This is a genomic window from Allobosea sp., assembly GCF_017308075.1.
In the GTDB taxonomy this organism is placed as follows: Bacteria; Pseudomonadota; Alphaproteobacteria; order Rhizobiales; family Beijerinckiaceae; genus Allobosea.
This window is the reverse complement of record NZ_JAFKFX010000049.1, coordinates 1-26,375: the sequence shown is the minus strand read 5'-3', so window position 1 is coordinate 26,375 and position 26,375 is coordinate 1. Positions and strand designations below refer to the sequence as shown.

25 protein-coding genes, 1 tRNA gene and 2 pseudogenes are annotated in these 26,375 nt (G+C 67.0%); 20 read left to right on the top strand and 8 right to left on the bottom strand.

The genetic code is table 11. The features are described 5' to 3' along the window. Nucleotides 1-16 precede the first annotated feature (16 nt). The 7 genes from J0J10_RS24220 (at nt 17) to argC (ending at nt 5,289) form a co-directional block, all read left to right on the top strand. Nucleotides 17-433 carry a PaaI family thioesterase gene (locus J0J10_RS24220; protein ID WP_291636431.1) on the top strand — a complete coding sequence of 139 codons (417 nt, stop codon included), beginning with the start codon at nt 17-19 and terminating at the stop codon, nt 431-433. A 282-nt stretch (nt 434-715) separates the two neighbouring features. Beyond that, nucleotides 716-1,177 carry a 50S ribosomal protein L13 gene (rplM, locus tag J0J10_RS24215; protein ID WP_066474843.1) on the top strand — a complete coding sequence of 154 codons (462 nt, stop codon included), beginning with the start codon at nt 716-718 and terminating at the stop codon, nt 1,175-1,177. Between the two features lie 2 nt (nt 1,178-1,179). Further along, nucleotides 1,180-1,659 (top strand): 30S ribosomal protein S9, encoded by a 480-nt coding sequence (gene rpsI / locus J0J10_RS24210; protein WP_291636425.1) that lies wholly within the window; start codon nt 1,180-1,182, stop codon nt 1,657-1,659. Between the two features lie 136 nt (nt 1,660-1,795). Beyond that, entirely contained in the window at nt 1,796-2,548 is a 753-nt protein-coding gene (locus J0J10_RS24205; RefSeq protein ID WP_291649867.1) for an SDR family oxidoreductase, read from the top strand. A 204-nt stretch (nt 2,549-2,752) separates the two neighbouring features. Continuing rightward, nucleotides 2,753-3,031: a hypothetical protein gene (locus tag J0J10_RS24200; RefSeq protein WP_291636422.1), complete on the top strand. Its 279-nt coding sequence runs from the start codon at nt 2,753-2,755 to the stop codon at nt 3,029-3,031. 20 nt (nt 3,032-3,051) lie between these two features. Then, a complete protein-coding gene (gene speB, locus J0J10_RS24195) occupies nt 3,052-4,011 on the top strand; it encodes an agmatinase (RefSeq protein WP_291649866.1) in 960 nt (319 codons plus the stop codon). Between the two features lie 345 nt (nt 4,012-4,356). Beyond that, complete coding sequence (gene argC / locus J0J10_RS24190; protein WP_291649864.1) at nt 4,357-5,289, top strand: N-acetyl-gamma-glutamyl-phosphate reductase; 933 nt, start codon at nt 4,357-4,359, stop codon at nt 5,287-5,289. A gap of 293 nt (nt 5,290-5,582) precedes the next feature. On the opposite strand, the gene J0J10_RS24185 is transcribed toward argC, so the two are convergent. Further along, on the bottom strand, nt 5,583-6,431 hold the full coding sequence (locus tag J0J10_RS24185; protein ID WP_291649861.1) for a fumarylacetoacetate hydrolase family protein: 849 nt from the start codon (nt 6,429-6,431) through the stop codon (nt 5,583-5,585). Between the two features lie 469 nt (nt 6,432-6,900). Between J0J10_RS24185 and J0J10_RS24180 the strand changes: the two genes are divergently transcribed. Beyond that, nucleotides 6,901-8,268 carry an OmpP1/FadL family transporter gene (locus J0J10_RS24180; RefSeq protein WP_291649860.1) on the top strand — a complete coding sequence of 456 codons (1,368 nt, stop codon included), beginning with the start codon at nt 6,901-6,903 and terminating at the stop codon, nt 8,266-8,268. Nucleotides 8,269-8,434: 166 nt separating this feature from the next. Here J0J10_RS24180 and phaC read toward each other — a convergent pair whose 3' ends face one another. Further along, entirely contained in the window at nt 8,435-10,183 is a 1,749-nt protein-coding gene (gene phaC / locus J0J10_RS24175; protein ID WP_291649924.1) for a class I poly(R)-hydroxyalkanoic acid synthase, read from the bottom strand. Nucleotides 10,184-10,385: 202 nt separating this feature from the next. Between phaC and J0J10_RS24170 the strand changes: the two genes are divergently transcribed. Continuing rightward, entirely contained in the window at nt 10,386-10,739 is a 354-nt protein-coding gene (locus tag J0J10_RS24170) for a hypothetical protein (protein ID WP_291649858.1), read from the top strand. Nucleotides 10,740-10,812: 73 nt separating this feature from the next. On the opposite strand, the gene J0J10_RS24165 is transcribed toward J0J10_RS24170, so the two are convergent. Next, complete coding sequence (locus J0J10_RS24165; protein WP_291649856.1) at nt 10,813-11,571, bottom strand: C40 family peptidase; 759 nt, start codon at nt 11,569-11,571, stop codon at nt 10,813-10,815. Between the two features lie 413 nt (nt 11,572-11,984). Between J0J10_RS24165 and J0J10_RS24160 the strand changes: the two genes are divergently transcribed. Together J0J10_RS24160 and J0J10_RS24155 are read left to right on the top strand one after the other, a co-directional pair. Next, nucleotides 11,985-13,205, top strand: coding sequence for an LL-diaminopimelate aminotransferase (locus J0J10_RS24160; protein ID WP_291636408.1), 1,221 nt, complete (start codon nt 11,985-11,987; stop codon nt 13,203-13,205). Between the two features lie 179 nt (nt 13,206-13,384). Then, entirely contained in the window at nt 13,385-13,816 is a 432-nt protein-coding gene (locus tag J0J10_RS24155) for a hypothetical protein (RefSeq protein WP_291636406.1), read from the top strand. A 6-nt stretch (nt 13,817-13,822) separates the two neighbouring features. Here the strand turns inward: J0J10_RS24155 and J0J10_RS24150 are convergent, their stop codons facing one another. Continuing rightward, complete coding sequence (locus J0J10_RS24150) at nt 13,823-14,359, bottom strand: peroxiredoxin-like family protein (RefSeq protein WP_291649854.1); 537 nt, start codon at nt 14,357-14,359, stop codon at nt 13,823-13,825. A 71-nt stretch (nt 14,360-14,430) separates the two neighbouring features. Between J0J10_RS24150 and J0J10_RS24145 the strand changes: the two genes are divergently transcribed. The 3 genes from J0J10_RS24145 (at nt 14,431) to glpX (ending at nt 17,775) form a co-directional block, all read left to right on the top strand. Then, nucleotides 14,431-15,255, top strand: a complete 825-nt coding sequence (locus J0J10_RS24145) for a helix-turn-helix transcriptional regulator (RefSeq protein WP_291649852.1) — start codon at nt 14,431-14,433, stop codon at nt 15,253-15,255. A gap of 103 nt (nt 15,256-15,358) precedes the next feature. Further along, nucleotides 15,359-16,699, top strand: coding sequence for a homoserine dehydrogenase (locus tag J0J10_RS24140; RefSeq protein ID WP_291649922.1), 1,341 nt, complete (start codon nt 15,359-15,361; stop codon nt 16,697-16,699). A gap of 77 nt (nt 16,700-16,776) precedes the next feature. Next, on the top strand, nt 16,777-17,775 hold the full coding sequence (gene glpX, locus J0J10_RS24135; RefSeq protein ID WP_291636401.1) for a class II fructose-bisphosphatase: 999 nt from the start codon (nt 16,777-16,779) through the stop codon (nt 17,773-17,775). Nucleotides 17,776-17,807: 32 nt separating this feature from the next. On the opposite strand, the gene J0J10_RS24130 is transcribed toward glpX, so the two are convergent. Beyond that, nucleotides 17,808-18,497, bottom strand: a complete 690-nt coding sequence (locus tag J0J10_RS24130) for a TetR/AcrR family transcriptional regulator (RefSeq protein WP_291649850.1) — start codon at nt 18,495-18,497, stop codon at nt 17,808-17,810. A 180-nt stretch (nt 18,498-18,677) separates the two neighbouring features. On the opposite strand from J0J10_RS24130, the gene J0J10_RS24125 reads away from it, so the two are divergent. From J0J10_RS24125 to J0J10_RS24115, 3 genes are read left to right on the top strand one after another with little or no spacing between them, the layout of a single operon-like run. After that, the gene (locus tag J0J10_RS24125) at nt 18,678-19,676 is read left to right on the top strand and encodes an efflux RND transporter periplasmic adaptor subunit (protein WP_291649848.1); all 999 of its coding nucleotides are present in this window, start codon (nt 18,678-18,680) and stop codon (nt 19,674-19,676) included. A 3-nt stretch (nt 19,677-19,679) separates the two neighbouring features. Beyond that, a complete protein-coding gene (locus J0J10_RS24120; protein ID WP_291649846.1) occupies nt 19,680-20,927 on the top strand; it encodes an ABC transporter permease in 1,248 nt (415 codons plus the stop codon). Next, the gene (locus tag J0J10_RS24115; RefSeq protein ID WP_291636393.1) at nt 20,924-21,601 is read left to right on the top strand and encodes an ABC transporter ATP-binding protein; all 678 of its coding nucleotides are present in this window, start codon (nt 20,924-20,926) and stop codon (nt 21,599-21,601) included. The genes J0J10_RS24120 and J0J10_RS24115 overlap by 4 nt, the downstream gene beginning before the upstream one ends. Before the next feature lie 12 nt (nt 21,602-21,613). On the opposite strand, the gene J0J10_RS24110 is transcribed toward J0J10_RS24115, so the two are convergent. Beyond that, the gene (locus J0J10_RS24110; RefSeq protein WP_291649844.1) at nt 21,614-22,324 is read right to left on the bottom strand and encodes an RlmE family RNA methyltransferase; all 711 of its coding nucleotides are present in this window, start codon (nt 22,322-22,324) and stop codon (nt 21,614-21,616) included. Between the two features lie 14 nt (nt 22,325-22,338). Next, the gene (locus tag J0J10_RS24105) at nt 22,339-23,436 is read right to left on the bottom strand and encodes a Ppx/GppA phosphatase family protein (protein ID WP_465247251.1); all 1,098 of its coding nucleotides are present in this window, start codon (nt 23,434-23,436) and stop codon (nt 22,339-22,341) included. Between the two features lie 237 nt (nt 23,437-23,673). Here J0J10_RS24105 and glpK point away from each other — a divergent pair, with 237 nt between their 5' ends. The 3 genes and pseudogenes from glpK to J0J10_RS27055 all read left to right on the top strand — a co-directional run. Further along, nucleotides 23,674-25,176, top strand: coding sequence for a glycerol kinase GlpK (gene glpK / locus J0J10_RS24100; protein WP_291649842.1), 1,503 nt, complete (start codon nt 23,674-23,676; stop codon nt 25,174-25,176). Between the two features lie 483 nt (nt 25,177-25,659). Beyond that, nucleotides 25,660-25,733, top strand: a tRNA-Gln gene (locus J0J10_RS24095). 152 nt (nt 25,734-25,885) lie between these two features. Then, a pseudogene (locus J0J10_RS27055) lies at nt 25,886-26,062 on the top strand (DUF6538 domain-containing protein); the annotation flags it as partial. 127 nt (nt 26,063-26,189) lie between these two features. Here the strand turns inward: J0J10_RS27055 and J0J10_RS24090 are convergent. Then, nucleotides 26,190-26,375 (bottom strand): annotated as a pseudogene (locus J0J10_RS24090) (hypothetical protein); the annotation flags it as partial.

The following is a 26,375-nucleotide window of genomic DNA, read 5'->3' as shown; positions in this document are numbered from 1 at the left end:
CACGATGACGACACGCATGAGCGCCTCCGAGATCGAGGCCTATCTCGATCGGATCTTCCCTCAGCTCCACTATGGCGGGCGGACTTATTTCGTCGAGGAGGTCGGGCCGCTCAGCGCCCGCATGCGCTGCGACTATCATGAGCGGCATCTGCGGCCTGGCGGCACGATTTCCGGCCCGACCATGATGGCGCTGGCCGATCTCGCACTCTATGTCGCGATCCTTGCCCAGATTGGCCCGGTCGCCCTCGCGGTGACCACCAGCCTGAACTACAACTTCCTGCGCAAGCCGGGCCAGGCGGCGCTGATCGCCGAGGCGAGGCTCCTCAAGCTCGGCAAGCGGCTCGCGATCGGCGAGGTCTCCCTCTACTCGCAGGGCGAGAGCGAAATCGTCTGCCACGCCACCGGCACCTATTCGATCCCGAGCGAGCGCTGACTTGGCGTCATTCTCGGGCAGAGCGCAGTGGAGATCCGCCAATCTCCTGACCGGATCTCGCTGGATGCAGAGATGGTCCGGTCAAGCTCGGTCATGACGCTGAGGCATTGAATGCGGTATCTAAATACCGTTTCCGGCACTGCGCTGAAAACAATGTCTTTTTTGGCTGATGTCGGCGTTATCGCCGCTTGACATGGCGAGGCTTGCCGCCTATCCACCGCCCCACACCGCCGCCGGCCTTCCGGCGGCTTGTCCTTTTTCAAGCAGCCGAAGGGTGCCGCGATGAAGACCATCTCGCTCAAGCCCGCCGATGTCGAAAAGAAGTGGGTTGTGATCGATGCCTCCGGGCTCGTCGTCGGCCGTCTCGCCTCCGTGGTGGCGATGCGTCTGCGCGGCAAGCACAAGGCCGCCTACACCCCGCATGTCGACTGCGGCGACAACATCATCGTCATCAACGCCGAGAAGGTGGTTCTGACCGGGCGCAAGCGCGAGCAGAAGAACTACTATCACCACACCGGCTATCCGGGTGGCATCAAGGAGCGCTCGGCGCGCTTCATCCTCGAGGGTCGCTTCCCGGAGCGCATCGTCGAGAAGGCGGTCGAGCGCATGCTGCCGCGCGGCCCGCTGTTCCGCCAGATCCTCGGGAACCTGCGTGTCTACAAGGGTTCGGAGCATCCGCACGCCGCCCAGTCGCCTGAGGCCCTCGACGTCTCGGCGCTCAACCGCAAGAATGCGAGGGTCTGACGATGGCCGAAGTCCTGCAGTCGCTCGATCAGCTCGGCCAGGTCGCCAAGGGCACCCAGCCCGAGGCTCCTGTGCACGTCAAGAAGGTCGACGCCCATGGCCGCGCCTATGCCACTGGCAAGCGCAAGAACGCCATCGCCCGCGTCTGGCTGAAGCCCGGCACCGGCAAGATCACGGTCAACACCCGTGACCAGGAAGTCTATTTCGCCCGCCCGGTGCTGCGGATGATCCTGCAGCAGCCGCTGCAGATCGTCGATCGCCTGACCCAGTACGACGTCGTCGTCACGGTCAAGGGCGGCGGTCTCTCCGGCCAGGCCGGTGCGGTGCGCCACGGCATCTCCAAGGCTCTGACCCATTACGAGCCCGAGCTGCGCGGCCCGCTCAAGAAGGAAGGCTTCCTGACCCGCGACGCGCGCGTCGTCGAGCGCAAGAAGTTCGGCCGGGCCAAGGCTCGCCGCAGCTTCCAGTTCTCGAAGCGCTGATCGGCAAGGCACTCGCCGGCTTTCTGCCGGCCATGCATCGGGGCGGCTCGCAAGAGCCGCCCTTTTTCGTTTTGATGGCTCGCCATTCACGATGACGCGCAGGATCCGAGCCGGAGACCGCGCCAAGGAGCTTTCCATGCCCCGTCCCGTCCTTCTCGTCACCGGCGGCAGCCGCGGCATCGGTGCCGCCATCTGCCGTTTCGCCGCCGAGCGCGGCTATGACGTCGCCGTCAACTATCAGGGCAATGCCGCTGCGGCGGCAGAGGTCGTCGCTGCCTGCGAGCGGGCGGGGGCCAAGGCTGTGGCGCTGCAGGGCGACATGGCGCTGGAGGCCGACATCGTCCGCGTCTTCGCCGAGGCCAGGGCCGCGCTCGGGCCGTTGACCGCCGTGGTCAACAATGCCGCGATCACCGGCAAGTCGAGCCCGCTCGTCGCGGCGCAGGCGGAGGTCATCCGCGCCTGCATCGATCTCAACGTCACAGGCGCGATCCTGGTGGCGCGCGAGGCGGCGCGGGCCCTGCTCGCCAATACGGGCGCGAAGAACCGTTCGATCGTCAACATCTCCTCGATCGCCGCCGGTCTCGGCTCGCCCGACGAATATGTCTGGTACGCGGCCTCGAAGGCGGCAGTCGATTCCCTCACCGTCGGCCTCGCCAAGGAACTCGCGCCGCAGGGCATCCGCGTCAATGCGGTGGCGCCGGGCATGACCGAGACGGACATCCACGCCGTTTCGACCGGCGATCCAGGCCGCGTCGCCCGCATCGCCCCGACGATCCCGCTGAAGCGCGTCGCGCAGCCCGAGGAGATCGCCGAAGCGGTGCTGTTCGCGCTCTCGGAGGCGGCGTCCTACATGGTCGGCTCGATCATCCGGGTCGGCGGCGGGCGCTAGATCGCCGCGCGTCCGTTCGGACGCGGTTACGGCGATCCATCTTTTTGTTATCGCATCGGAATTTTCCGAAAAGTGGAGTCCGCTTTCCGTCCGATGCTATAGCCGGGTAGAAGAGGCGGTTCGCCCGCTTCCGGCCGTTCATGGCTGGAACCGGACGGCCGGCGTGCTAAAGCGGCTGCTCATTCACCCGGCAGAAGGCAGCTCATGCGCGTCCTGCTCGTCCTGATCGCTTTCGGCATGGTCGCCGTGCCGGCTCTGCTGGCGCTGGCGCGGACCGATCTGCCGCGCGGGCGGCGGATCTTCAATGCGCTGGTGATCTTCCTGGCGCCGGCCTTCGCGCTCGGCCTGATCCATGGCGTGCCCGAGCTCGACGGCCGGGCGCTGCAGCATCCGATCGCTTGGACGACCCTTCGCCTCGTTCTCACCGGGCTCGCCCTGATCCTGCCCTGGTGCCTCCATGTCTGGCTGAGCGGCCGCCGCTGAGCCTTCTTCAGGAACCGACCATGACCGAACCTGCCGAAACCCCGACGATCGACCACGCTTTCACCGGCGGCCGCAAGGGCCCGGCGCATGATCCGACCTATGCCGGCGCGCTCTCCTTCATGCGCCGGCGCTACAGCAAGGACGTCGCCGGCTGCGACCTCGCGATCTGGGGTGTCCCCTTCGACCTGGCCGTCTCGAACCGGCCCGGAACCCGTTTCGGACCGCAGGCCATGCGCCGCGTCAGCGCGATTTTCGACGGTGATGCGCAGTACCCGTCGCGGGTCGATCCGTTCGAGATCCTGGCCGCCGTCGACTATGGCGATTGCATGCTGCCTCGCAGTGACCTTCAGGGCTGCGCCCGGGCGATCGAGACCGAGGCCGCCGCGATCATCGCGACCGGCGCCCATCTCGTCACGCTTGGCGGCGACCATTTCATCACCTTGCCGCTGCTGCGCGCCCATGTCGCGCGGCACGGCAAGCTGGCGCTCGTGCAGTTCGATGCGCATCAGGACACCTGGGATGACGGAGTCGGTGCGATCAGCCACGGCACCTTCGTGCTCGAGGCGGTGCGCGAGGATCTGATCGATGTCGAGCGCTCGATCCAGGTCGGCATCCGCACCGTCGCGCCGCGCGATTGCGGCATCGAGGTGCTCGACGGCTATCAGGCCCATGCGCTCGGGATCGAGGGCGTCGCAGCCCGGATCCGGCAGAGGGTCGGGCAGGGGCCGGCCTATCTGACCTTCGACATCGATGCGGTCGACCCGGCTTTCGCGCCCGGCACCGGCACGCCGGTCGCCGGCGGGCTTTCGTCGGCGCAGGCTCTGCAGATGGTCTGGGCGATCCGCGATCTCGACTTCCGCGGCATGGACATCGTCGAGGTCTCGCCGCCCTATGACCATGCCGACGCGACCGCGATCGCGGGGGCGGCCGTGGCGCAGCACTACATCCAGGCGCTGGCGTTGAAAAAGACCGCGCGCTGAACCGGCTTCTGAAGTTCCGGAATCATCCTGGCAGCGTCGCCGCGCAGGGGATTCCGATCATTGCGGAATCTCCGGCCACCATGCTCGCGTCGCGGCGCGCATGGTGGCCGGCAGCGAGGCGCGCAGGCCTTTGCATTGACAGCCGGCCGGCCAGCGAACATATAGCGACGCATGGTCAAGAACCCGATCCGACGTCGCACCGCCACGGCCGCCCCGGCGCGCCCGCGATGACGCTCGGCTAGAAGTCCGAACGCCCGCGACCGCGCCAGAGAGCGCGGTTTTTTTATGCCCGAAGCCGGCCAAGCAGTTTCGGCCGGCGCCCGCCAGACACCTTGCGAGGGTCCGATGAGCCAGAACCTGAAATCCATCTTCATCGACGGCGAGGCCGGCACCACCGGGCTCGGCATCCGCGACCGCCTCGCTGCGGTGCCTGAGGTGGTGGTCAAGAGCATCGCGCCGGAAAAGCGCAAGGATCCGGCCGCCCGCAAGGAGATGATGGCCGGCGTCGACCTCGTCGTGCTCTGCCTGCCCGACGATGCGGCGAAGGAATCGGTCGCGCTTGCCGACGAGCTCGGCGCCCAGGCGCCGAAGATCGTCGATGCCTCGACCGCGCACCGCGTCGCGCCGGACTGGACCTATGGCTTCGCCGAGCTGGAGCCCGGCTTCGCGCAGAAGGTCGCCAACGCCAATCGCGTCTCCAATCCTGGCTGCTATCCGACCGGTGGCATCGCGCTCTTGCGCCCGCTTGTCGACGCTGGCCTGCTGCCCGCCGACCATCCGATCACGGTCAATGCCGTCTCCGGCTATTCCGGTGGCGGCAAGGCGATGATCGAGGCCTATGAGGCCGGCACGGCGCCGGATTTCGAACTCTACGGCCTCGGCCTGAAGCACAAGCATCTGCCGGAGCTGCAGCTCTATTCGCGGCTGGAGCGGCGGCCGATCTTCGTGCCGTCGGTCGGCAATTTCCGGCAGGGCATGCTGGTCAGCGTGCCGCTGCATCTGGGCGCGCTGCCGGGCAAGCCGAAGACCGCCGATCTGCATGAGGCTCTGTCGTCCCGCTATGCCGGATCGAGCTTCGTCTCGGTGCTGCCGGCTACCGCCGATGGCAAGCTCGAGCCGCAGGCGCTGAACGACACCAACAAGCTCGAACTGCGCGTCTTCGGCAACGACGAACTCGGCCAGGCGGTGTTGGTGGCGCGGCTCGACAATCTCGGCAAGGGGGCGTCCGGGGCCGCGGTGCAGAACATCCGCCTGATGCTCGGTCTGCCCGAGGCCTGACCGGGCCCGGCATCGGCCGGCGATTTGACGAATGGCCCGGCGCGAGTCGGGCCATTTTCATGCCGGTTCCCCGCAGTTCAAATCTGCATCTGCGGTTTGCTCGTGAATTTTTTCGTCACGACCCCCCAAATGGGGGATGAGGTGCGTCGGGCTGACGCGCATAGCCTGTTCTTGGTCGCGTCCGCATGCCGATCTTCGGCAAGGGCGCGAACGGAACTGTCTCCGCTGCGCCAGACGTTGTCGGGACGTGCGCCGCCCGGGCTGGGTCGAACAGCCCCGGCGGCGCTTTTTTATCAGGCTCCGTAGGCCTTGAACTTCTGCTTCTGCGTGCCGAGCCCCTCGATGCCGAGCGTCACGGTCTCGCCGCCCTTCAGGAAGCGTGGCGGCTTGAAGCCGAGGCCGACGCCGGGCGGGGTGCCGGTGGTGATGACGTCACCTGGATCGAGCCGCATGAACTGGCTGATATAGTGGACGAGATAGGCCGCGCCGAAGATCATGGTCTTGGACGAGCCGTTCTGGACGCGCTCGCCATTCACCTCGAGCCACATGGCGAGATTCTGCACATCGGCGATCTCGTCCGGGGTGACCAGCCAGGGGCCGAGCGGACCGAAGGTCGGGCAGCCCTTGCCCTTTGCCCACTGGCCGCCGCGCTCGATCTGGAAGGCGCGCTCGGAGACGTCGTTGCAGACGCAGAAGCCGGCGATCGCCGCCATCGCGTCCTTCTCTTCGATATAGGAGCCGCCGTCGCCGATGACGATCGCGAGTTCGACTTCCCAGTCGGTCTTCTCGGAGCCCTTCGGAATGATGACGTCGTCATTCGGGCCGACGATGCAGTTCGGCGCCTTGTTGAACAGGATCGGCTCCTTGGGGATCGGCGAGCCGGTTTCCTCGGCATGGTCGGCGAAGTTGAGGCCGACCGCGATGAAGTTGCGGACATCGCCGACGCAGGCGCCGATTCGCGGTTCGCCCTCGACCAGCGGCAGCGATTCGGGCGCGATGCCCTTTAGCTTGCCGAGCGAGGCCGACTTCAGCGCCGCACCGGCGATGTCGGACACATGCGCGGACAGGTCCCGCAGCTTTCCGGCCGCGTCGATCAGACCGGGCTTTTCCTGACCAAACGCACCATAACGAACCAATTTCACGTCGTTTCCCCCTAGTTCAATCGTTTCAAAGTGAGCGGCCGCCAAGGGCCGAGGTCCGCGCCGATCCTGTGCGGACGGGGCGCGCTGCGCAAGCCTGCGCGCGCGCATGGCATGCCTGCTCGGCGGGGAGCCGGTGGCTGTGATGCTTTTGCAACGCTGTTCAGCAAAGAACAATCGGCCGTGGAGCGGAGAAAGTGCCGCATTTTGCGGTGCACAACGCAAAACCGGCAATGGTTCTTATATAAACCATCTATTCCGCGACGCGACTCGGATTCGGCCTCCCGAAAACCGCTGTTTCTGCCCGTTTTTCGCGCTTCCCTTGCGATAGCCAGGGCGAGGCGTGGCGAAAATGCGGCGAACGCGGCGGGATTGCGGCAGGCGGGGGCTCACGGCATGCTGGCGGTCAGATTCCGTCCGGCATGGCCGAGGCGGTGCCAACAAGAACCTCAGCCTGGGGAAAGACGCCGCGATGACGAGCCTTCGGAGATACACTGCCGCTGCCACGGTTTCGCTCGCCGCACTGCTGGCGGCTGGTGCCGCGTCGGCCAGTTCCTTCGCGATCCGCAGCGGGCAGAGCGCCGAGGGCCTCGGCATGGCCTATGCCGGCGCCGCCGCCGGCGGCATCGGCATGGGCTCCATGGCCTGGAACCCGGCGACGATCACCATGTTTCCCGGCCGCCACAGCCAGTGGAACTTCACCTATCTCTATGCCAGCGGCGATTATCAGCCGACCTCGACGACCACGGTCCTGACCCCGCGCGGTCGCGTGCCGATCCAGGCAGTCGGCGGCAGCCCGCTCGGAACCGGCAATATCGGCGGCGATGGCGGCTTCATCCCCGCTTCCTATTCCGCCTGGCAGCTCACCGACCGGTTCTGGATCGGCCTCACCACCGGCGCGCCCTTCGGTCTGCGTTCGAAGCCCGACAACCAGGTCAATGCGGCGCAGGCCTTCGGCCGTTCGGCGAAGGTGCAGACCTTCAACGTCGCGCCGACGATGGGCTACAAGGTCAATGACTGGCTCTCCGTCGGCGCTGCCATGCAGATCCAGTGGTTCAACGCCAGCCTGAAGCAGGCCAATGGCATCGCCGCGAACGCCGCGCCGATCATCATCGAAGGCGACACGATCGATTTCGGCTATCGCCTCGGCCTCACGCTGACGCCGTTCGACGGCACCACGATCGGCCTGGGCTATCGCTCCTCTGTCCGGCAGACGCTGGAAGGCACCATGCGCGTCTCGGCGGGGCCGACGCCGACGGCCGCCTTCCCGGTCAAGGCCAATCTGAACCTGCCCGATTCCGTGGTCTTCGGTGTTTCTCAGGTCATCAACGACCAGTGGCAGGCCCATCTTGGCGTCGAGTGGACCAATTGGAGCCGGTTCCGCAACATCCCGGTGGTCAGCCAGCTCACCGGAGCGCCGGTCACCAGCCTGAACTTCCAGTATGACGACAGCTGGTACTTCTCGGCGGGTCTGGAATACAAGTACAACCGTGACCTGACGCTCCGCGCCGGCGTCGCCTATGAGCTCTCGGCCGTCAACGACTACAACCGCCAGATCTTCATCTCGGACAATGACCGGCTCTGGCTCAGCGCTGGTGCGAGCTATCAGCTCACCGAGAAGCTGAAGGTCGATGTCGGCTACACCTATATCCACGTCAACAAGGCCAAGGTGAACTATACCGGCAATCATCCCCAGCAGGTCGTGAACCCGGCCTTGCGGGCGATTTCCTACACGGCCGAGGCCGAGCCTTACGTTCACATCGTTTCGGCCGCGCTCACCTATCGCTGGGACAATCCGACCGAGACGGTTCCGGTTCGCCCGGTCGTCCGCAAATACTGAGCTTCGCCAGAGAGCGACGCGAAAGCCGGCCTTCGGGCCGGCTTTTTTCGTTCAGGGAGAGCCGGGAGGGGCGGGCCGAGACCACTTTGCTTGACCCGCCCGCGCGAGCGTTCGTTCGGTCAGGGTCGGCGCGAAGGTCGCGCGCAGACCGCGGCGGACACTTGGGTCAGGCCCTGACCTTCACATAGCTGCCCGGCGCGTCTTCGAGCGGCGTGAGCTTGCCGTCGCCGGGGATTCGGGCCTCGACCTGCTTGGGCGCCTGCTCCGCGAGCCAGGCGAACCAATGCGGCCACCAGGAGCCCGGATGCTCCTGCGCCTGCCTGGCCCAGTCCTCGAAGGCGCCCTCAGGCCGGGGCCCGGTCCAGTACTGGTACTTCACCTTGCTCGGCGGGTTGACCACGCCGGCGATGTGGCCGGAGCCGGCCATGACGTAGTCGACCGGGCCGCCGAAGGACTGCGAGCCGATGAAGACCGATTTCGCGGGCGCGATATGATCCTCCTTCGTCGCGAGATTGTAGACGGGGATGGTGACCTTGCCGAGGTCGAGCAGCTTGCCGCCGATCCGCATCTCGCCCTTGGTCAGCTTGTTGTCGAGATAGCAGTTGCGCAGATAGAAAGAGTGATTCGCCGCCGGCATTCGCGTCGAATCCGAATTCCAGTAGAGCAGGTCGAAGGCGGTCGGAGCCTTGCCCTTCAGGTAGTTGTTGACCGCATAGGACCAGATCAGGTCGTTCGGCCGCAGCATGTTGAAGGCGCCGGCCATGCGTGCGCCATCGAGATAGCCGCGCTCGGCCATCTGTTCCTCGAGAGTGCGGATCTGGTCCTCGTCGACGAAGACCGAGAGTTCGCCGGCATTGGAGAAGTCGACCTGCGTGGTGAAGAAGGTGGCGCTGGCGATGCGCTTGTCCCGCATGGCCGCCATATAGGCGAGGGTGACGCCGAGCAGCGTGCCGCCGACGCAATAGCCGATCGCTGAGACCTGCTTCTCGCCGGTCGCCTGCTCGACCGCCTCGAGCGCCGCGAAGATGCCTTCGCGCATATAGCTCTCGAAATCCTTGAGAGCATGGCGATGGTCGGGGTTGACCCAGGAAATGCAGAAGACCGTCAGCCCCTGCTCGACGCACCAGCGGATGAAGCTCTTCTCGGGGTTGAGGTCGAGGATGTAGAACTTGTTGATCCAGGGCGGCACGATCAGCAGTGGCCGCTTCAGCACCTTCGGCGTTGCGGGCGCGTACTGGATCAGCTCGATGATGTCGTTCCGATAGATCACCTTGCCGGGGGTCGTCGCGATGTTGACGCCGACCTCGAAGGCGCGCGTGTCGGATTGCCGAATCTTGAGTTCGCCGCCGCCGGCCTCGATGTCTTCGGCCAGCATCTTCATGCCGCGCACCAGATTCTCGCCGTTCTGGGCCAGGGTCTCGCGCAGCAGCTCCGGGTTGGTCGCGACGAAATTCGAGGGGGAGAGGGCCCCGGCGATCTGCTTGACGTAGAAGCGCGCCCTGTCGCGGGTGTGCGGGTCGAGGTCCTCTGCCTGATCGACCATGCTCTCGGCCCAGCGCGACGACAGCAGATAGGCCTGCTTGACGAAATCGAAGACCGGATGGCTCTGCCATTCGGGATCGGAGAAGCGGGCATCGCGCTTTTCCGGCTCGATCACCGGCTCGGCGGGCTCGCCGCCCAGGCGCTTCAGCGTCGCGCTCCACAGGCTGAGGAAATCGGTCGTGATGGAGGCCTGGGCCTCGACGATCTTATGGGGATCGCTGACCCAGCGCTCGGCCACCCGTCCGAGCACCTTGACCATCTCGCTGGCCTCGTCCGCGGCGCCGGTCTTGGCTTCGCCGCGTTCGATCGGCTTCAGATAGGCGGCGGTCACCTTGCCGGCCTGTTCGACCAGCTTGCCCATGTTCTGCGCCATCGCGTCGAAATCCGGCAGCGTCGGCGCGCCGAGCACCGGCGGCTCGGCCTGGGCCTGCGCACTCTTGCCCTTGCTGCCGGCCGGTGGCCTCATGGTATCGCTCCGTTGCGATTGCGGTCTGCGGGAGTTGAACTCCGCATTGCGGACCCATTAAGGACCTAACTGATAAGAGTGACAAAGGAAAATCGTGAGAGCCCCGGCAATGCCCCAAGCCCTGGTCCGGACCTCGCTGAAGGTCGTTTGCGCAGCTGCGCTGCTCGGCATGCTGCTCGGCGGCTGTGAGGCTGCGCGCGGCGTCGCGGAGTTCACCGATCTCGCCACCAAGCCGGCCGAGCCCAAGCCCTTCGTGCTCGAAACCAGGCCGCAGGACCCGAAATACGTGCCGGTCGGCTCGGCGGTTACGCGCGACGCCAAGCGCAAGACCGTTGAGGAATTCAAGAAGCTCGAGGCTGAGCTCGAAGCGAAGCGGATTTCCAACGAAGCCGCCGGAGCGCAGGCGCAGAGCCTGGGCAAGACGCCGCCGCCCGCGCCGGCGGAGGCGCAGCCAAGCAACTGAGCCCGCCGGTCACACCGTCCACGGATGGCGGACGGTGATGGGCCCGTGGAAGTCCTGTTGCGCCCATTCGGCCTCAAGGGCCGTCGCCCCATGTCAGAGCCTTGTAGTCGAAGCCCTCATCCAGCCCCGGCTTGACGATCTGGAAATAGGGCGAGATGTCGAAATCGGCGGGCGCGTAGAGGCTGAAATGCCGGATGTGCAGCAGTTCCCGATGGCGCCAGTCATTTGGGCCGCGCCGGATCGCCGGGCCCAGCTCGATGCGCGGCAGGATCGGATAGCCGACGCGCTCGAACGCTTCCGCAATCAAGGTCGAGCAGATCGCCCGCGTCGGTTCCCCCGAGCCGAGTGCGATCATGCGGCGACGCCAGTGCGATGGCACGGGCAGCGTCGGCAGCAGGTAGCGCGCCAGGTCGATGATGTTGCGCGTGTCGTAACGAATGCCGAGTCGCGAGATCATGAAATCGACAAGGCTGCGCCGGTCGGCGTCGGTCAGCCCGACCGGCCGGCATATGCGCGTGTGAAAATGTTCGAGGTTGGACAGGGGAATCGACCGGCAGCCTGCGTCGAGAACCACTTCGATGAGTGTATGAGGCTCGTCCCCGGTCGTCGGCGGGCCGAGGACGTTTCCGACATAGAGCGCGGCATGCGACCAGGTCGAATGCGTCAGATATTTGATGGCCGTCGAAACCCGGTTGGAGCCGGCCACGAGCACGACATCGCCCGGCCGCAAGCTGCGCCGCAGTTCCTCTGGATCGGATGGCGTGAAAGGCTCGCGGCCCGGCCGCTCGCGCAGGAGAAACCCGGCAAGCCGTTGGCCGATCCGATCGAGCATCGTTGCGGATAATCTCATGCCGGTCGCGCCTCGCCATGCCGGGGCGGGAGGTCGCGGGGCCATGCCAGGACGATGGCCCGGGCACTGCGAACCTTCAGCCTGCGATTCGCCTCAGCCATCCCGACAGATAGGCGCCGGCGCATGTCGGGGGGTTGGCGAGCAAATTAATGTTCGGTCAGGTGTCGGGCAAAGCCGAACGCATCGGTGACGATGACGCTGGAGCGCAGCTTCGCCGTGGCGTTCCGGCGGAGGCTGGTGCCGCGGCTGAGACCTTGCGTCGCGCTTCGACGATTCTTGCGTTTTTGGGCCTGTCGCGCCGAAAGTTGCAGTGCTAGAGCATCTTGGCGCAAGGAATGTGATTTGACGCATTCGGCGCGCCTCAATGCCGGCTCGGCCAGGGACCGTTTAGCAAGATGACCGATTTTCACCGCATCAAGCGTTTGCCGCCTTACGTTTTCGAGCAGGTCAACAAGATCAAGGCAGCCGAGCGAGCCAAGGGCGTCGACATCATCGATCTCGGCATGGGCAATCCCGATTTGCCGGCCCCGAAGCACGTCATCGAGAAGCTGGTCGAGACCGCCGGCAAGCCCCGCACCGACCGCTATTCCGCCTCCAAGGGCATCGCAGGCCTGCGCCGCGCCCAGGCGAATTACTATCAGCGCCGCTTCGGCGTGAAGCTCAATCCGGACACGCAGATCGTCGCCACGCTCGGCTCGAAAGAGGGCTTCGCCAACATGGCGCAGGCGATCACCGGACCGGGCGACGTCGTGCTCGTTCCCAATCCGAGCTATCCGATCCATGCCTTCGGCTTCCTGATGGCCGGCGGCGTCATCCGCTCGGTTCCGGCCGAGCCGACGCCGGCCTTCTTCCCGGCGCTCGAGCGCGCGATGATGCATTCGGTGCCGAAGCCGATCGCGCTCGTCACCTGCTATCCGGCGAACCCGACCGCCTATACCGCCTCGCTCGATTTCTATCGCGATCTCGTCGCGTTCGCGAAGAAGCACGAGCTGATCCTGCTCTCGGATCTCGCCTATGCCGAGGTCTATTTCGACGAGAGCAACCCGCCGCCCTCGATGCTGCAGGTGCCCGGCGCGATCGACGTCACCGTCGAGTTCACCTCGATGTCCAAGACCTTCTCCATGGCCGGCTGGCGCATGGGCTTCGCCGTGGGCAATGAGCGGCTTCTCGCCGCGCTGGCGCGCGTGAAATCCTATCTCGACTATGGCGCCTATACGCCGATCCAGGTCGCCGCCGCGGCGGCTCTGAACGGCCCGGACGACTGCATCCGCGAAATGCGCGAGATCTATCGCAAGCGCCGTGACGCGTTGGTCGAGAGCTTCACCAAGGCGGGCTGGGACTTCCCCGCACCGCAGGCCTCGATGTTCGCCTGGGTGCCGATCCCGGAGAAATTCCGCCATCTCGGCTCGCTGGAATTCTCGAAGCTCCTGATCGAGAAGGCCGAAGTCGCGGTCGCTCCGGGCATCGGCTTCGGGGAACATGGCGATGATTTCGTCCGCATCGCCATCGTCGAGAACGAGCAGCGCATCCGCCAGGCGGCGCGCAATATCGCCCGCTTCCTCAAGACCGCCGACCAGACGCTGCACAACGTCATCCAGATCCCGAAGGCCGGCTGAGATCGGTCGCCCTCCGATCTATCGATCCCCGGGGCGGCGTTGCGCCGCCCCTTGCACGTTCTACGTCTCGACGATGTCGCTGCGGCGTAACGGCGCCGGGGCGCGACGGGGCTGGACCGCATCGCGAAAACATGGGAACCGGAGCGGCCGGAATGGCTGGCTGAGGAGAGGCAGGGGATATGGTCTCGAAAGGCCGCGTGATCGGGGTCATCTTCGGTCTCTTCGCACTGGTCTGCCTGTTCGCGACCTATGATTTCTCGCGTGGTCGCGCGACCGAAACCGATTCGCCTCTGATCGGGGAGCTGCTGGAGGCGACCAAGGCGCGCGAATGCGGCCGTGACGCCACCGGGATCGTCGAACGCTATCTGCCGATCGGCACGGGACAGGCCGAGGCCGAGAAGATTCTGGCGGACACGGTGATCCGCCCGCCGAAGCCCTGGTTCTGGAAGCCGGTCAATGAAAACTCGACCGTCTCGCACGGCGACAGCCTCGAAGCCTTGCGCACCATCAAGATCACGGCTTTCGGCAATCAGGTCCTGCGGGTTTATCTCGGCTTCAGCGAGGGCAAGCTGAAGCGCCTCGCGGCAGAGGTGATCTGCCGCTTCGAATAGGCGAGCTCAGGCCGCGCCGGTGAACTCGCCGCGTGCCGGGTAGTGGCTCTTGATGACGAAATCGAGCGCTGGGACCATCTCGGCGAAGCTCGGCCGAACGAACGGCATCGACTGGACCGACAGATAATAGATCGTCCCGTCCGATCGGACGAGGAACACGCCGGGCTCCGAGAACAGCGCCGGCTCTTCGATACCGATCGAGGTCTTGCCGCGAGAGGCCGAGATGTACAGCCCCCAGGCGCGCGCCGTCTCCAGGGCGAGCCCGTAGCCGATCCTGAGCGCTTCGGCGCCGATCTTCTCCGCCATTTCGGCGGCACGGCTCTGGCCGTCGCTGCTGATCGCGATCGCCTCCACACCGCGACTGGCGAAATCCGGCACCAGATGCTCGAGTTCCTTCAGATAGGTGGCGCAGAGCGGGCAGTGCAGCCCCCGATAGAAGCAGACCAGAGTGAACCGCTCGGGCGAGGCCGTCCTCAGGTCGAAGCGGCCATGAGCGAGCGTGTCGACGGCAAGGGCGGGAGCGGGCTGGCGGGGTATGAGCATGGGCTGTTCCTGGTTGCTGTTGCAGCTGCCTGACCTTGTTCATATTCTCGGGTATGGGAAATTCAAATGGCATGATCGAAAGTTCCGATCTGGGGCGAGATCGCCTGTCGAGCTTCTTCGCGGCCTTCGATGTCGCCGCGCAGCAGGTCGCGCCCGCCGCGGCCAATCTCATCCTGACCGGGCAGGGGCAGGTTACCGGGCAGGGACAGGTCTTGCGCTCGCTGGTTTTCCTGCCGCATGGGCCGGGGGCTCATGACGGCGAGGGCGAGGTGCTGGCCGCGGTCAGGATCGACTTCGGCGGCCGAGAAAATCCGCTGATCGCGGCGTTGCCGAGCCGGGTCGAGCTCGCTTTCGAGGCGGCTCCGACGCTGCGGGCCATCGCCGAGTTGCTGGCGATCGAGGCCTCGGCGCGGCGCTGCGGCCGGCAGGTCGCGCTCGACAATCTGTGCAGGTTGCTGCTGCTCCTGCTCCTGCGCCACATGATCGACCGCGGCACAACCCAGCCGGGCCTGCTGGCCGGGCTGTCGCATCCCCAGCTCTTTCCGGCCCTCGTCGCCATGCAGGATGCGCCGGCGCGCGACTGGCACGTCGACGACCTCGCGACGATCGCCGGCATGTCGCGCACCCGCTTCATGACCCTGTTTCCGCGCGTGGTGGGGGCGACCCCGATGGCCTATCTCGCCGGCTGGCGGATGGTGCTGGCCCGGCGCGAACTCGAACGCGGCGGGCTCGTCAAGGTGGTCGCCCGGCGGATCGGCTATGGCAGCGCGGCTGCCTTCTCGCGGGCCTATCAGCGCGCTTTCGGTGAGCCGCCGGTCGCAAGACGGCATGGAAGGCAAGCGGAGGAGGGCTCCTCGTCGCGTCCGGCTGAGGCGGAGCGTGGTCCGGTCCGATAGCAATACCTGCCCTCATCGGCGTAATCCGACGCATCGCGGCGGATTCCATCGCCCTTCGCCGTTGACTCCCCGCACGCCTCATGCGACCCCGCGCGACATGACCATGCACGCTCCGCCACCTGACTTCCGGCCTCTTCGCGTCGGCATCGCCGGCCTCGGCACCGTTGGTGCGGCGGTCGCCACTATCCTGAAACGGCAGGAGAATGCGCTCGCTGCACGCTGCGGCCGGCCGGTGCGCGTCACCGCGGTTTCGGCACGCGATCGCAATCGCGACCGCGGCATCGATCTTGCCGGCCTGAGCTGGTTCGACGATCCGGTGGCGCTGGCGACTTCGCCGGAAATCGATTGTCTGGTCGAGTTGATCGGTGGCTCCGACGGACCTGCCAAGCAGGCGGTCGAGGCGGCTCTCGCCGCCGGCAAGCCGGTCGTCACCGCCAACAAGGCGCTGCTCGCCGCCCATGGCGTGGCGCTCGCCGAACTCGCCGAAAGCAAGGGCGCGGCGCTCGCCTTCGAGGCTTCCTCTGCCGGCGGCATTCCGGTGGTGAAGACGCTGCGCGAGGCGCTGGCCGGCAACAATGTCTCCCGGCTCTACGGCATCCTCAACGGCACCTGCAATTACATCCTCTCGCGCATGGAGCTGGAGGGGTTGACCTTCGAGGCCTGCCTGAAGGACGCCCAGCGGCTCGGCTATGCCGAGGCCGACCCGACTTTCGACGTCGAGGGCTTCGACACCGCCCACAAGCTCGCGATCCTGACCAGCCTCGCCTTCGGTACGAAGATCGACGCCGAAGCGATTCATGTCGAAGGCATTTCCTCGATCACGCCGCTCGATCTGAAAATGGCGGAGGAGCTCGGCTACCGGATCAAGCTGCTCGGCGTCGCCGAGCGCACCAAGACCGGCATCGAGCAGCGCGTCCACCCGACCATGGTGCCGAAGTCGTCTGCCATCGCGCAGGTGATGGGGGTCACCAACGCCGTCACCATCGACGCCGATGCGGTGCGCGAGATCACGCTGGTCGGTCCGGGTGCCGGCGGCGGCCCGACCGCCTCGGCGGTGATCGCCGACATCGCCGATGTCGCCCGCGGCACCGCTGGCCTGCCCTTCGGCCTGCCGGTTGCGCGGCTGGAGGCTCCGGTTCGGGCCGAGATGCAGCGCCATGAGGGCGGGTATTACATCCGTCTGGCGGTCGCCGACCGGCCGGGCGCGGCTGCCGCGATCGCGACCCGCATGGCCGAGGCGAACATCTCGCTCGAGAGCATCGTCCAGCGCCGTTCGGAGGCCGCTGCGGCGCGCGATCCCGGCGGGCGCTCCGGTGCGCCGGTTCCGGTCGTCCTGATCACCTATGCCACCAGCGAGCGCGCGATCCGCGGCGCGCTGGAGAAGGTTGGTGCCGACGGCCATATTTCGGAAGCCCCGCAGGTCATCCGCATCGAACGCGAATAGGGTGGCGGCCGGGCGGTCGCGGAGCGCTTCCGCTGCCGGTTACCGCGCCGCCGACCGCCGAAAATAGAGGAAACACCATGTCCGTCGATCTTCGTATCTCGCCCGACCAGATCATCGAGCGCTATCTCTCGATGGAACTGGTGCGCGTCACCGAGCGCGCCGCCGTCGCCGCCGCCCGCCTGCGCGGCCATGGCGACGAGAAGGCCGCCGACCAGGCCGCCGTCGACGCGATGCGGCGCGAGCTCAACCGCCTGCCGATCGACGGCGAGATCGTCATCGGCGAGGGCGAGCGCGACGAGGCGCCGATGCTCTTCATCGGCGAGAAGGTCGGCAACAAGCAGGGTCCGAAGGTCCACATCGCCGTCGATCCGCTGGAAGGCACGACGCTCTGCGCCAAGGACATGCCCGGCTCGATCGCCGTGATGGCGATGGCCGGCGCCGGCCATCTGCTCTACGCGCCCGACGTCTACATGGACAAGATCGCCATCGGCCCGGGCTACCCGGCCGGCATCGTCGACCTCGACGCCTCGGCCGCCGACAATATCAACGCGCTGGCCAGGGCCAAGGGCGTCAAGCCGCATGAGATCAACACGCTGATCATGGACCGCCCGCGCCATGAGAAGCTGATCGCCGAAGTCCGCAAGACCGGCGCCTCGATCCGCCTGATCACCGATGGCGACGTCGCCGGCGTGATCTTCTGCACCGAGCCGGAGAAGACCGGTATCGACCTTTATCTCGGCATTGGCGGCGCCCCCGAGGGCGTTCTCGCCGCCGCGGCGCTGCGCTGCGTCGGCGGCCAGATGCAGGGCCGCCTGATCCTCGACACCGAGGAGAAGCGCCAGCGCGCCGCGACCATGGGCGTCAAGGATCCGAACAAGAAATACGACATGGCCGAGATGGCCTCGGGCGACGTCATCGTCTGCGCCACCGGCGTCACCGATGGCGGCATGCTCTCCGGCGTGCGCTTCGGGCCCGAGGTGATCGAGACCGAGACCATCGTCTACCGCTCGATCACCGGCACGGTCCGCCGGATCTATGGCGAGCATCGCGAGTTCGCGAAGTTCAACCTTGACTGAGACGCTGCGGCGGAGAAGGGCGGCGCGTGCTTTCAGCGCGCCGTCATCACCGCCCGCATGAAGCCCGGCTCGACGAAGATCACGCTGCCGTCCGGCAGGCCGAGAATCCGGTTGACCGCGAGGCCGAGAAACTGGAAGCGCCGCTCGAGCGCTTCGATCGCCGCTTCTTCTTCCGCTGTTCCAGAGACCGCGATCGCTCGTCCCCAGGCGTCATGGGCGCTGGCGCCGAGATGCAGGATCGTCTCGGCCGCATCCTCCGGATCGGACACCGCGAACGCGCCCTCGGCCGCTCCTTCCGCGATGATGCCGGCGAGCACCGGCAGCATCACCGCGATCGAGGCGGCATTGACCCGGTGGTAGAGCACGATGTTCTCCGGGCGGAAAACCACGTCGAAGGCCGCCCGCAGCTTCGGCGCATCCTCCAGATTGGTCTGGCGCGAGCGGGCGAGGAAGCTGTTCAGGCGGGCGAGGGCGCCGAGGCTGGGGTCGTCGAGCACATCGCGGACCTTGGCGACCGCCTCATGCGCCAAACGGGCGGCGAGCGCTTCCAGCAGCGCCTCTTTCGACGCGAAATGGTGGTAGAAGCCGCCCTTCGAAATGCCCGCCTTGGCGATGACGTCGCTGATCGTCGTGCCCTCGTAGCCATGCTCGAAGAACAGCGCCTGCGCGCAGTCGAGTAGCTCGCTCCTGCGATCCTCCGGGTGTTTGACGATGCGCGGCATGCGGCTCCGATCTTGCGTCTTCTTGACGACCGACCTGCGGTCGGTAAAATGACCGACGGTCGGTCTGGTGTATGATACGGCTATGGCAACGGGCGATGCAACGGCGATCACGCGTCGACGGGCCTGTCTTGGAAGCACGATTTCGTCAGCTCGCCGCCGACGCCTGCGCAGGGGAATGCCGTGAAGATCGTTCGCAGCCTCATCGTGCTCGTCGTGCTGTCGGGGGCAGGCGCGGCCTTCTGGTCCTATAGCCGGCCCGCGGCGGTCGCGACCGTGACCGCCAGGCGCGGCGATGCTGCCGATATCGTCTACGCCACCGGCGTCGTCGAGCCGCGCAACTGGGCCAAGGTCACGCCGCTCGTGCGCGAGCGCATCGTAGAGCGTTGCGATTGCGAGGGCCGCCGGGTCGAGAAGGGCGAAGTCCTGGCCAGGCTCGACAGCGTCCTCGCTGAGACCGCCCTCGCCGAGCTCAAGGCCCGCCACAAACTCGCCGCTGCCGAGCACGAGCGCCAGGCCGTCCTCGTCGAGCGCAACGTCATGAGCCAGCAGGCGCTCGACCGGGTCCGCAGCGAGGTCGGGCAGGCGGCGGCGCTGGTCGCCGGGCAGACCGCCCGGCTGGAGAACTACATCCTGCGGGCGCCGATGAGCGGCACCGTCCTGCGCCGCGATGGCGAGGTCGGCGAGATCGCCGAGCCCGGAACGGTGCTGTTCTGGATCGGCGAAGCGAAGCCGCTGCGCATCGTCGCCGAGGTGAACGAGGAGGACATCCCGCAGGTCAAGCCGGGCCAGCGCGCCCTGATCCGGGCTGACGCCTTTCCCGGACGGACGCTGGAGGCGACGGTCGACAGCATCACCCCCAAGGGCGATCCCGTCGCCAAGAATTACCGGGTCTATCTTGCCTTGCCCGACGACACGCCGCTGCTGATCGGCATGACGGCGGAGCTCAACATCATCGTGCGTGTCGCGCGCAACGCGCTATTGCTGCCGGTCAACGCGGTCCAGGGCAATGCCGTCGTGCTCGCCGAGGGGGGGGGCGCGCGGCGTCGCGAGCTCACGATCGGCATTCGCGGCACCGGCGAGGTCGAGGTGCTGTCGGGCTTGCCTGAAGAGGCGCGCGTCATCGCACCCTATCCGGACAAGCTGGGCGAGGGCACCCGTATCCGGCTGCGGGATGAGTGAGCCATGCCGCTGATCCTGACACTCGCGCTGACGCATATCATCGGGCGGGGCCGGCAGACGCTGGTCGCCGTGCTCGGCGTCGCGCTCGGCGTCGGCTTCTCGATCGCCATGGCCTCGCTGATGCAGGGCGGCGAGGATGATTTCATCGCCAAGCTCGTCGACACCATGCCGCATGTCGACGTCACCGATGAGCGCCGCGCCGCGCGTCGCCAGCCGGCGCAGGACGAGTTCGCGGCGCTGCACATCGCCGGACTGCGCCCCCGGGAGGACCGGCGCGGCATCCTGAACCCGACCGAAGTGACCGCGATGCTGCGCGCCTGGGTGCCCGGCAAGATGGCGCTCAGCCTGAAGACGCAGGGCGTAGTGCGCTATGCCGGGCGCGATGTCGGCATCGGCATCATCGGCGTCGAGCCACTGGCCGAGATGCAGATATCCTCGCTGACCAAGGATTTCCGCCAGGGCAGCTTCGCCGCGCTGATCGCCGGCGGCAACAACATCGTGGTCGGCAGCCGGCTGGCGCAGCGCCTCGGCGCCGAGCTGGGCACGACGGTGACGGTCGTCTCCGCGACCGGCCAGAGCCGCGCCTTCAAGATCGTCGGCCTGTTCCACACCGGCACCACCGCCCGCGACGAGGGCGAGGGCTATGTCCTGCTCAAGAACGCCCAGATCCTGAGCGAACGGCCGAACGCGATCAACGAGATCCGTCTCAAGCTCGACGATCCCAACGCCGCGCCGCAGGTCGCGCGGCGGGCGGAGGCGCAGATCGGCTACAAGGCGGTGGCCTGGCAGGAGGCTAACGAATCGCTGCTAGAGGCTTTGGTGATCCGCAATGTCATCATGTACACGGTGGTCGGCGCCATCCTGCTCGTCGCCGGCTTCGGCATCTTCAACATCATCTCGACGATCACCCATGAGAAGGCGCGCGACATCGCCATTCTCAAATCGCTGGGGTTCACCGAGGCCGATATGCGCCGGCTTTTCCTGCTGGAGGGGCTGGCGCTCGGCGCCTGCGGCTCGCTGATCGGCTGGGCGGTCGGCTTCGGGCTCTGCTTCGCGCTCTCGCTCGTCCGCTTCGAGCTCTCGGGCGCAGCCGTGGCACAGGAGATCACGCGCCTGCCCCTGGCCTGGAGCATCTGGCACTATCTGATCGCCGCGGGCTTCGCCCTGACCTCGGCCGCCATCGCCGGCTATCTGCCGGCGCGGCAGGCGGCGCGGCTCAACCCGGTCGACATCATCCGGGGGGCGACATGAGCGCGCTGATCGAGACCGCGGGGCTGACCCGGATCCTGCCCGGAATCGTGCCGGTGACGCTGGTGCAGGACGTGACTTTTTCGATCGGCGAGGGCGAATTCGTCGCGATCACCGGCCCGTCCGGCTCCGGCAAGTCGTCGCTGCTTTATCTGCTCGGCCTGCTCGACCGGCCAAGCGCCGGCGTGCTGCGCATTTCCGGTCGCGACACGGCGGCGCTCGGCGAGCGCGAGCGGGCGCAGATCAGGCTGGCGACGCTCGGCTTCGTCTTTCAGTTCCACTTCCTGCTGCCGGAATTCACCGTGCGCGAGAATGTCGAGATTCCGATGCGGCGGCTCGGGCGCCTCGACAAGGCCGCGATGCGGGCGCGCTCGACGCAACTGCTCGAAGCGCTCGGCCTTGCCGGCCATCTCGACAAGCGGCCCGATCAGCTTTCCGGAGGCCAGCGCCAGCGGGTCGCGGTCGCCCGTTCTCTGGCGAACGATCCGCCGATCGTGCTCGCCGACGAGCCGACAGGCAGCCTCGACAGCAAGAACTCGGAGCAGGTTTTCGCGATCCTCGATGCGCTGGTGCGCGAGCGCGGCAAGACCGTCATCGCCGTGACCCATGACGCCGACATGGCCGCGCGGGCGAGCCGGCGCATCCATCTCGTCGATGGCAGGCTGGCTGCAAGCTGAGCCGGGCGCTCGTCAGTCTTCGGAGACTGGCTCGTTCTTGCGCCGGAAACCCGTCGCGAGCACGTAGAGCTCGGAGGAATCGGCGCGGCTCGCCGCCGGCTTGAGATTGCGCACACTGGTGAAGTCGCGCTTGAGCTGGCTGAGCAGTTCGGCGCTGTCGCCGCCCTGGAACAGCTTGGCGAGGAAGAATCCGCCTGGCGCCAGCACGTCATTGGCGAATTCGAGCGCCGCCTCGGCCAGGCCGATGATCTTGAGGTGATCGGTCTTCTTGTGGCCGGTGGTGTTGGCCGCCATGTCAGACATCACGCCATCGGCCTTGCCGCCCAGTTTCTCGGTCAGCAGGGCAGGGGCCTCATCGGCCATGAAATCGAGCTGGATCAGCTCGACCCCCGGAATCGGGTCGACCGGCAGGAGGTCGATGCCGACGATCCGGCCCTTGCCCTTCTCGAGCCCGATCTTCGCCGCGGCGACCTGGCACCAGCCGCCCGGCGCGCAGCCGAGATCGAGCAGCTTCTGGCCGGGTTTCAGAAATTTGTGGCGCTCATCCATCTCGGCGAGCTTGAAGGCCGCCCGCGAGCGATAGCCCATTTCGCGGGCGCGCTTGACATAGGGATCGTTCAGCTGCCGCTCGAGCCAGAGCTGCGAGGAATGGCTGCGCTTGGCCGGCTTCTTGACCTTGACGCGCAGGTCGCGGGCGCCGCCGCTCGGTTTGGACGGGTTCATGCCCTGCACTTAGCTCATTGGCGGCGTCGCCACCAAGCCCGGTCTTCATGCATCATGCGCAGGAGTATGCCCTCGCGCAGGCCGCGATCGGCGATCCGCACCATCGGGCTCGGAAAGGCCCGCCGGATCGCCTCGAAAATGGCGCAGCCCGCCAGCACGAGATCGGCCCGGTCGCGGCCGATGCAGGCATTGGCCTGGCGCTGCGAATAATCCATCGCCACGAGCTCGTCGATCACGCTCAGCACATCGGCCTCGCGCATCCAGAGCCCGTCGACCTGACGGCGATCATAGCGCGGCAGCCGCAGATGGATGCCCGCGACGGTGGTAACCGTGCCGGAGGTGCCGAGCAGGTGGAAGCCTGCAGCCAGGCGCGCGGTCGCGGCCTTGTCTGCGAACGGCTTCAGCGCGGCACTGCAGTCCGTCACCATCCGCTCGAACAGCTCGCGCCCGACTTCGACGCCGCCATAGCGCTCGGCGACCGAGACCACGCCGATCGGCAGCGAAGCCCATTCGCGGATTCGCGCGGCCGGATCGCGCCCGGATTCGCGGCCACCGAGCCAGACGATTTCGGTCGAGCCGCCGCCAATGTCGAAGACGATGACCGAATCGGCGCCGGGCGCCGCCAGCGCGGCGCAGCCGGTGACGGCGAGCGAGGCCTCGGTGCGCTGGTCGACGATCTCGAGCTCGAGCTGGGCCTCGCGCCCGACGCGCTGCACGAAGTCGACGCCGTTTGCCGCCGACCGGCAGGCTTCGGTGGTGACCAGCCGAGCGCGGGTGACGCCGCGATGGTCCATCTTGCTCTTGCAGATCTTCAGCGCCTCGACGGCGCGCTCCATCGCGCCTTCACCGAGCCGCCCGCTCGCCGAAAGCCCTTCGCCGAGCCGCACGATTCGCGAGAAGGCATCGACGACGCGAAAACCATGCTGGGCGGGCCGCGCGATCAGCAGGCGGCAATTATTGGTGCCGAGATCGAGCGCGGCATAGGTCGCGGCCGGGCGGCGCGGATGGCTCGGTGCCTCCCGGCCGCCGGCGCTGGCCACGACGCCATCCCCCGTCGCAGCGCGGGCTGCCACGGCGGGGCCGTCCGATTCCTGGCGGTCCTCGACCGTCACCTTGTAATCCTTTGCCGGCCGGGGCCATCGCGATGACCCGCCGGAGCCCGGCCAGAAGCCGGAGCGTTTCCATTCCCGGGCAGCGTAACAACAGCGCGACGCGCCTGCCAAGCAGAACCTGCGAAGGCGAAGCATTGCCCGTTGGCAACGGCGCTTGCCTGAACAGCGGCTTGGCGGCAAAGCTCCGGCTGCATCGGGGCACCGGACCCGGGCGGCGAAGGCGAGGGGAGAGACGGCATGGCGGCGGGGCACCTGATCCTGGCGATCGACCAGGGCACCACTTCCTCGCGCGCCATCCTGTTCGATGCGCAATTGCGGCCGGTGACCAGCGCCCAGCAGGAGTTCGTGCAGCACTATCCGGCTTCCGGCTGGGTCGAGCACGAGCCGGAGGATCTCTGGGAGAGCACGCTGGCGGTTTGTCGCGAGGCGCTCGCCCAGGCCCGGGCAGGGGCTGGCGAGGTCGCCGCCATCGGCATCACCAATCAGCGCGAAACCACGCTGATCTGGGACCGGCGTACCGGCGCGGCGATCCATCGCGCCATCGTCTGGCAGGATCGGCGCACCGCCGAGCGCTGCGCTGCGCTTGAAGCGCGAGGCCATGGCGATCTGGTCGCTGCCCGCACCGGACTACGCCTCGATCCCTATTTCTCGGGCAGCAAGATCGCCTGGATTCTCGACAATGTGCCTGGCGCGCGCGAACGGGCGGAGCGCGGCGAACTCGCCTTCGGCACGGTCGATTCCTTTCTGCTCTGGCGCCTGACCGGTGGGCGCGTCCATGCTACCGACGCGACGAACGCCTCGCGCACCATGCTGTTCGACATCCATCGCGGCGAATGGGACGCGGAGCTGCTCGCGCTTCTCGACATCCCCGCTTCGCTGCTGCCGGAGGTGCGCGATTGCGCCGCGCTGTTCGGCGAGACCGAACCGGAGCTGTTCGGCGGCGCCATCCCGATTCGCGGCATCGCCGGCGATCAGCAGGCGGCGACCATCGGCCAGGCCTGCTTTTCGCCTGGCATGCTGAAATCGACCTATGGCACCGGCTGCTTCGCGCTGCTCAACACGGGCGCCAAGGCCGTCGCTTCGCAAAGCCGGCTTTTGACCACCATCGCCTATCAGTTCGGCGGCGAGCGTCACTATGCGCTCGAGGGCTCGATCTTCATCGCCGGCGCCGCGGTGCAATGGCTGCGCGACGGACTCGGCATCATCGAGCGCGCCTCCCAGAGCGGGCCGCTGGCGGCCAATGCCGATCCCGGCCAGCAGGTCTATCTCGTGCCGGCCTTCACCGGGCTCGGCGCCCCGCATTGGGACGCCAACGCCCGCGGCGCCATGTTCGGCCTGACCCGCAATACCGGCCCGCGCGAATTCGCTCGTGCGGCTCTGGAGGCGGTCTGCTTCCAGACGCTGGATCTGCTCGAGGCGATGCGCGCCGACTGGCCGGAGGCCGAAGGGGCAGGGACGGTGCTGCGCGTCGATGGAGGCATGGTCGCCTCCGATTGGACGATGCAGCGCCTCGCCGACATCCTTTCCGCGCCCGTGGACCGTCCGGAGGTGCTCGAGACCACGGCTCTCGGAGCTGCCTATCTCGCCGGCCTCGACGCAGGCCTGCTGCCCGAGCCGGCCCAGTTCGGCGATCGCTGGCGGCTGGAGCGTCGCTTCACGCCGACCTTGGCGGCAGAACCGCGCCGGGCGCTGGTCGCGGGCTGGCGCGATGCGGTGCGCCGCACGCTGAGCAGCGCATAGCCTTAAGGCGGACCGACGCAGCGGTCGCTCCGCGCGGGCGCTGCCGGAGAGAAAGACGGCACGGGAGCGTCTGCTCGACCGGCAGGGGCCTTGGCTCATGGCCTCGCTTCACGGCCTCGGGCAGCTGCTCCGGTTGCTTGGACCCGTGGCTGCCAGCCAGCTCCGGCGGGCTCCGGCTCGCTTTCCTGCGTCCTTTCACGAACCATTCCCAGCTTCCTTGCCCAGCCTTCTTGCCCGGTGCGCGGGCCGCCGCTGTGCCGCAGTGGCTGCGCGCGCCGCTTGCCCGCCAGCTTCTGGCGAGGTGCCGAGAGGCTGGCTGCATCTGCTTGGCTCCTGGCGCCGTTGGCGGGCGTTCGGGCGGCGAGTGCCTTGGGCCTGGACAATCTTTCACGCCGGTCTGTCGAAATCTGTCACACAAGGCTTGCAACCATCGCCGAGGTTCGTTAGACCCGCGCCATCCGACGCGACGCACAGCGCGCCCGTTGGGGGATCGTCTAACGGTAGGACCCCAGACTCTGACTCTGGTTGTCTAGGTTCGAATCCTAGTCCCCCAGCCATCGTCTCTTTCCCCGAGACAAATGGCATAAGACTCTCAGACATTCGCTGATTTCCTTGAGCTTTTTGCGCGCCTGTTTGGTGCCCTCAAGGCGCATGGGTCCACCAGACAGGTCCACCGCACTCAAGCTGCGTCTGATGGGTCGTCTTTACCATGATCACTGTTTGTTCTCGACGTCGCGGGGCCACTACCCTGTTTCGGCGTAAAATCCCCCAGGACTTGAAAGCGCGAATCGGTGCCACCGAGATCGTCAGGTCCCTGGGCCGGGCTACCCCCGGAGAAGCCCGGCGGATGGCATCGGCCATGTGGCAGGCGACGGAGACCCTCTTCATGACGATCCGCGCGAACCCGGCAATGACGCGAGAGGCAGTCCGCGCCCTCGCGGAGGCCAGCATCGCAAGCGGCACCTGGACGAGCCATTGTCCGTGGTCAGCTGATTTGAGACTGTTTCGATGTCTCAGGAACGGAGGCTCTGGCTCATCTGGGCTTGAGGGTATGCGGCCTTCAGCTGATGCTGCAAGCGTCTTTTCTGGATGGTCTGGCGCTTGATCCTTTCGCGTTCGGTGATGATGGCCGGCCCGCGGCCGAAGTAGACATCGGCGGGCGTGAGATTGCCGAGGCTCTCGTGGTAGCGGGCCTGGTT

What these genes read in the sequence shown, in the direction of transcription:
- J0J10_RS24220 (WP_291636431.1), top strand. Translation starts at nt 17, where the DNA reads ATGAGCGCCTCCGAGATCGAGGCCTATCTCGATCGGATCTTCCCTCAG.
- rplM (WP_066474843.1), top strand. Translation starts at nt 716, where the DNA reads ATGAAGACCATCTCGCTCAAGCCCGCCGATGTCGAAAAGAAGTGGGTT.
- rpsI (WP_291636425.1), top strand. Translation starts at nt 1,180, where the DNA reads ATGGCCGAAGTCCTGCAGTCGCTCGATCAGCTCGGCCAGGTCGCCAAG.
- J0J10_RS24205 (WP_291649867.1), top strand. Translation starts at nt 1,796, where the DNA reads ATGCCCCGTCCCGTCCTTCTCGTCACCGGCGGCAGCCGCGGCATCGGT.
- J0J10_RS24200 (WP_291636422.1), top strand. Translation starts at nt 2,753, where the DNA reads ATGCGCGTCCTGCTCGTCCTGATCGCTTTCGGCATGGTCGCCGTGCCG.
- speB (WP_291649866.1), top strand. Translation starts at nt 3,052, where the DNA reads ATGACCGAACCTGCCGAAACCCCGACGATCGACCACGCTTTCACCGGC.
- argC (WP_291649864.1), top strand. Translation starts at nt 4,357, where the DNA reads ATGAGCCAGAACCTGAAATCCATCTTCATCGACGGCGAGGCCGGCACC.
- J0J10_RS24180 (WP_291649860.1), top strand. Translation starts at nt 6,901, where the DNA reads ATGACGAGCCTTCGGAGATACACTGCCGCTGCCACGGTTTCGCTCGCC.
- phaC (WP_291649924.1), bottom strand. Translation starts at nt 10,183, where the DNA reads ATGGCGCAGAACATGGGCAAGCTGGTCGAACAGGCCGGCAAGGTGACC.
- J0J10_RS24170 (WP_291649858.1), top strand. Translation starts at nt 10,386, where the DNA reads ATGCCCCAAGCCCTGGTCCGGACCTCGCTGAAGGTCGTTTGCGCAGCT.
- J0J10_RS24165 (WP_291649856.1), bottom strand. Translation starts at nt 11,571, where the DNA reads ATGCTCGATCGGATCGGCCAACGGCTTGCCGGGTTTCTCCTGCGCGAG.
- J0J10_RS24160 (WP_291636408.1), top strand. Translation starts at nt 11,985, where the DNA reads ATGACCGATTTTCACCGCATCAAGCGTTTGCCGCCTTACGTTTTCGAG.
- J0J10_RS24155 (WP_291636406.1), top strand. Translation starts at nt 13,385, where the DNA reads ATGGTCTCGAAAGGCCGCGTGATCGGGGTCATCTTCGGTCTCTTCGCA.
- J0J10_RS24150 (WP_291649854.1), bottom strand. Translation starts at nt 14,359, where the DNA reads ATGCTCATACCCCGCCAGCCCGCTCCCGCCCTTGCCGTCGACACGCTC.
- J0J10_RS24145 (WP_291649852.1), top strand. Translation starts at nt 14,431, where the DNA reads ATGATCGAAAGTTCCGATCTGGGGCGAGATCGCCTGTCGAGCTTCTTC.
- J0J10_RS24140 (WP_291649922.1), top strand. Translation starts at nt 15,359, where the DNA reads ATGCACGCTCCGCCACCTGACTTCCGGCCTCTTCGCGTCGGCATCGCC.
- glpX (WP_291636401.1), top strand. Translation starts at nt 16,777, where the DNA reads ATGTCCGTCGATCTTCGTATCTCGCCCGACCAGATCATCGAGCGCTAT.
- J0J10_RS24130 (WP_291649850.1), bottom strand. Translation starts at nt 18,497, where the DNA reads ATGCCGCGCATCGTCAAACACCCGGAGGATCGCAGGAGCGAGCTACTC.
- J0J10_RS24120 (WP_291649846.1), top strand. Translation starts at nt 19,680, where the DNA reads ATGCCGCTGATCCTGACACTCGCGCTGACGCATATCATCGGGCGGGGC.
- J0J10_RS24115 (WP_291636393.1), top strand. Translation starts at nt 20,924, where the DNA reads ATGAGCGCGCTGATCGAGACCGCGGGGCTGACCCGGATCCTGCCCGGA.
- J0J10_RS24110 (WP_291649844.1), bottom strand. Translation starts at nt 22,324, where the DNA reads ATGAACCCGTCCAAACCGAGCGGCGGCGCCCGCGACCTGCGCGTCAAG.
- glpK (WP_291649842.1), top strand. Translation starts at nt 23,674, where the DNA reads ATGGCGGCGGGGCACCTGATCCTGGCGATCGACCAGGGCACCACTTCC.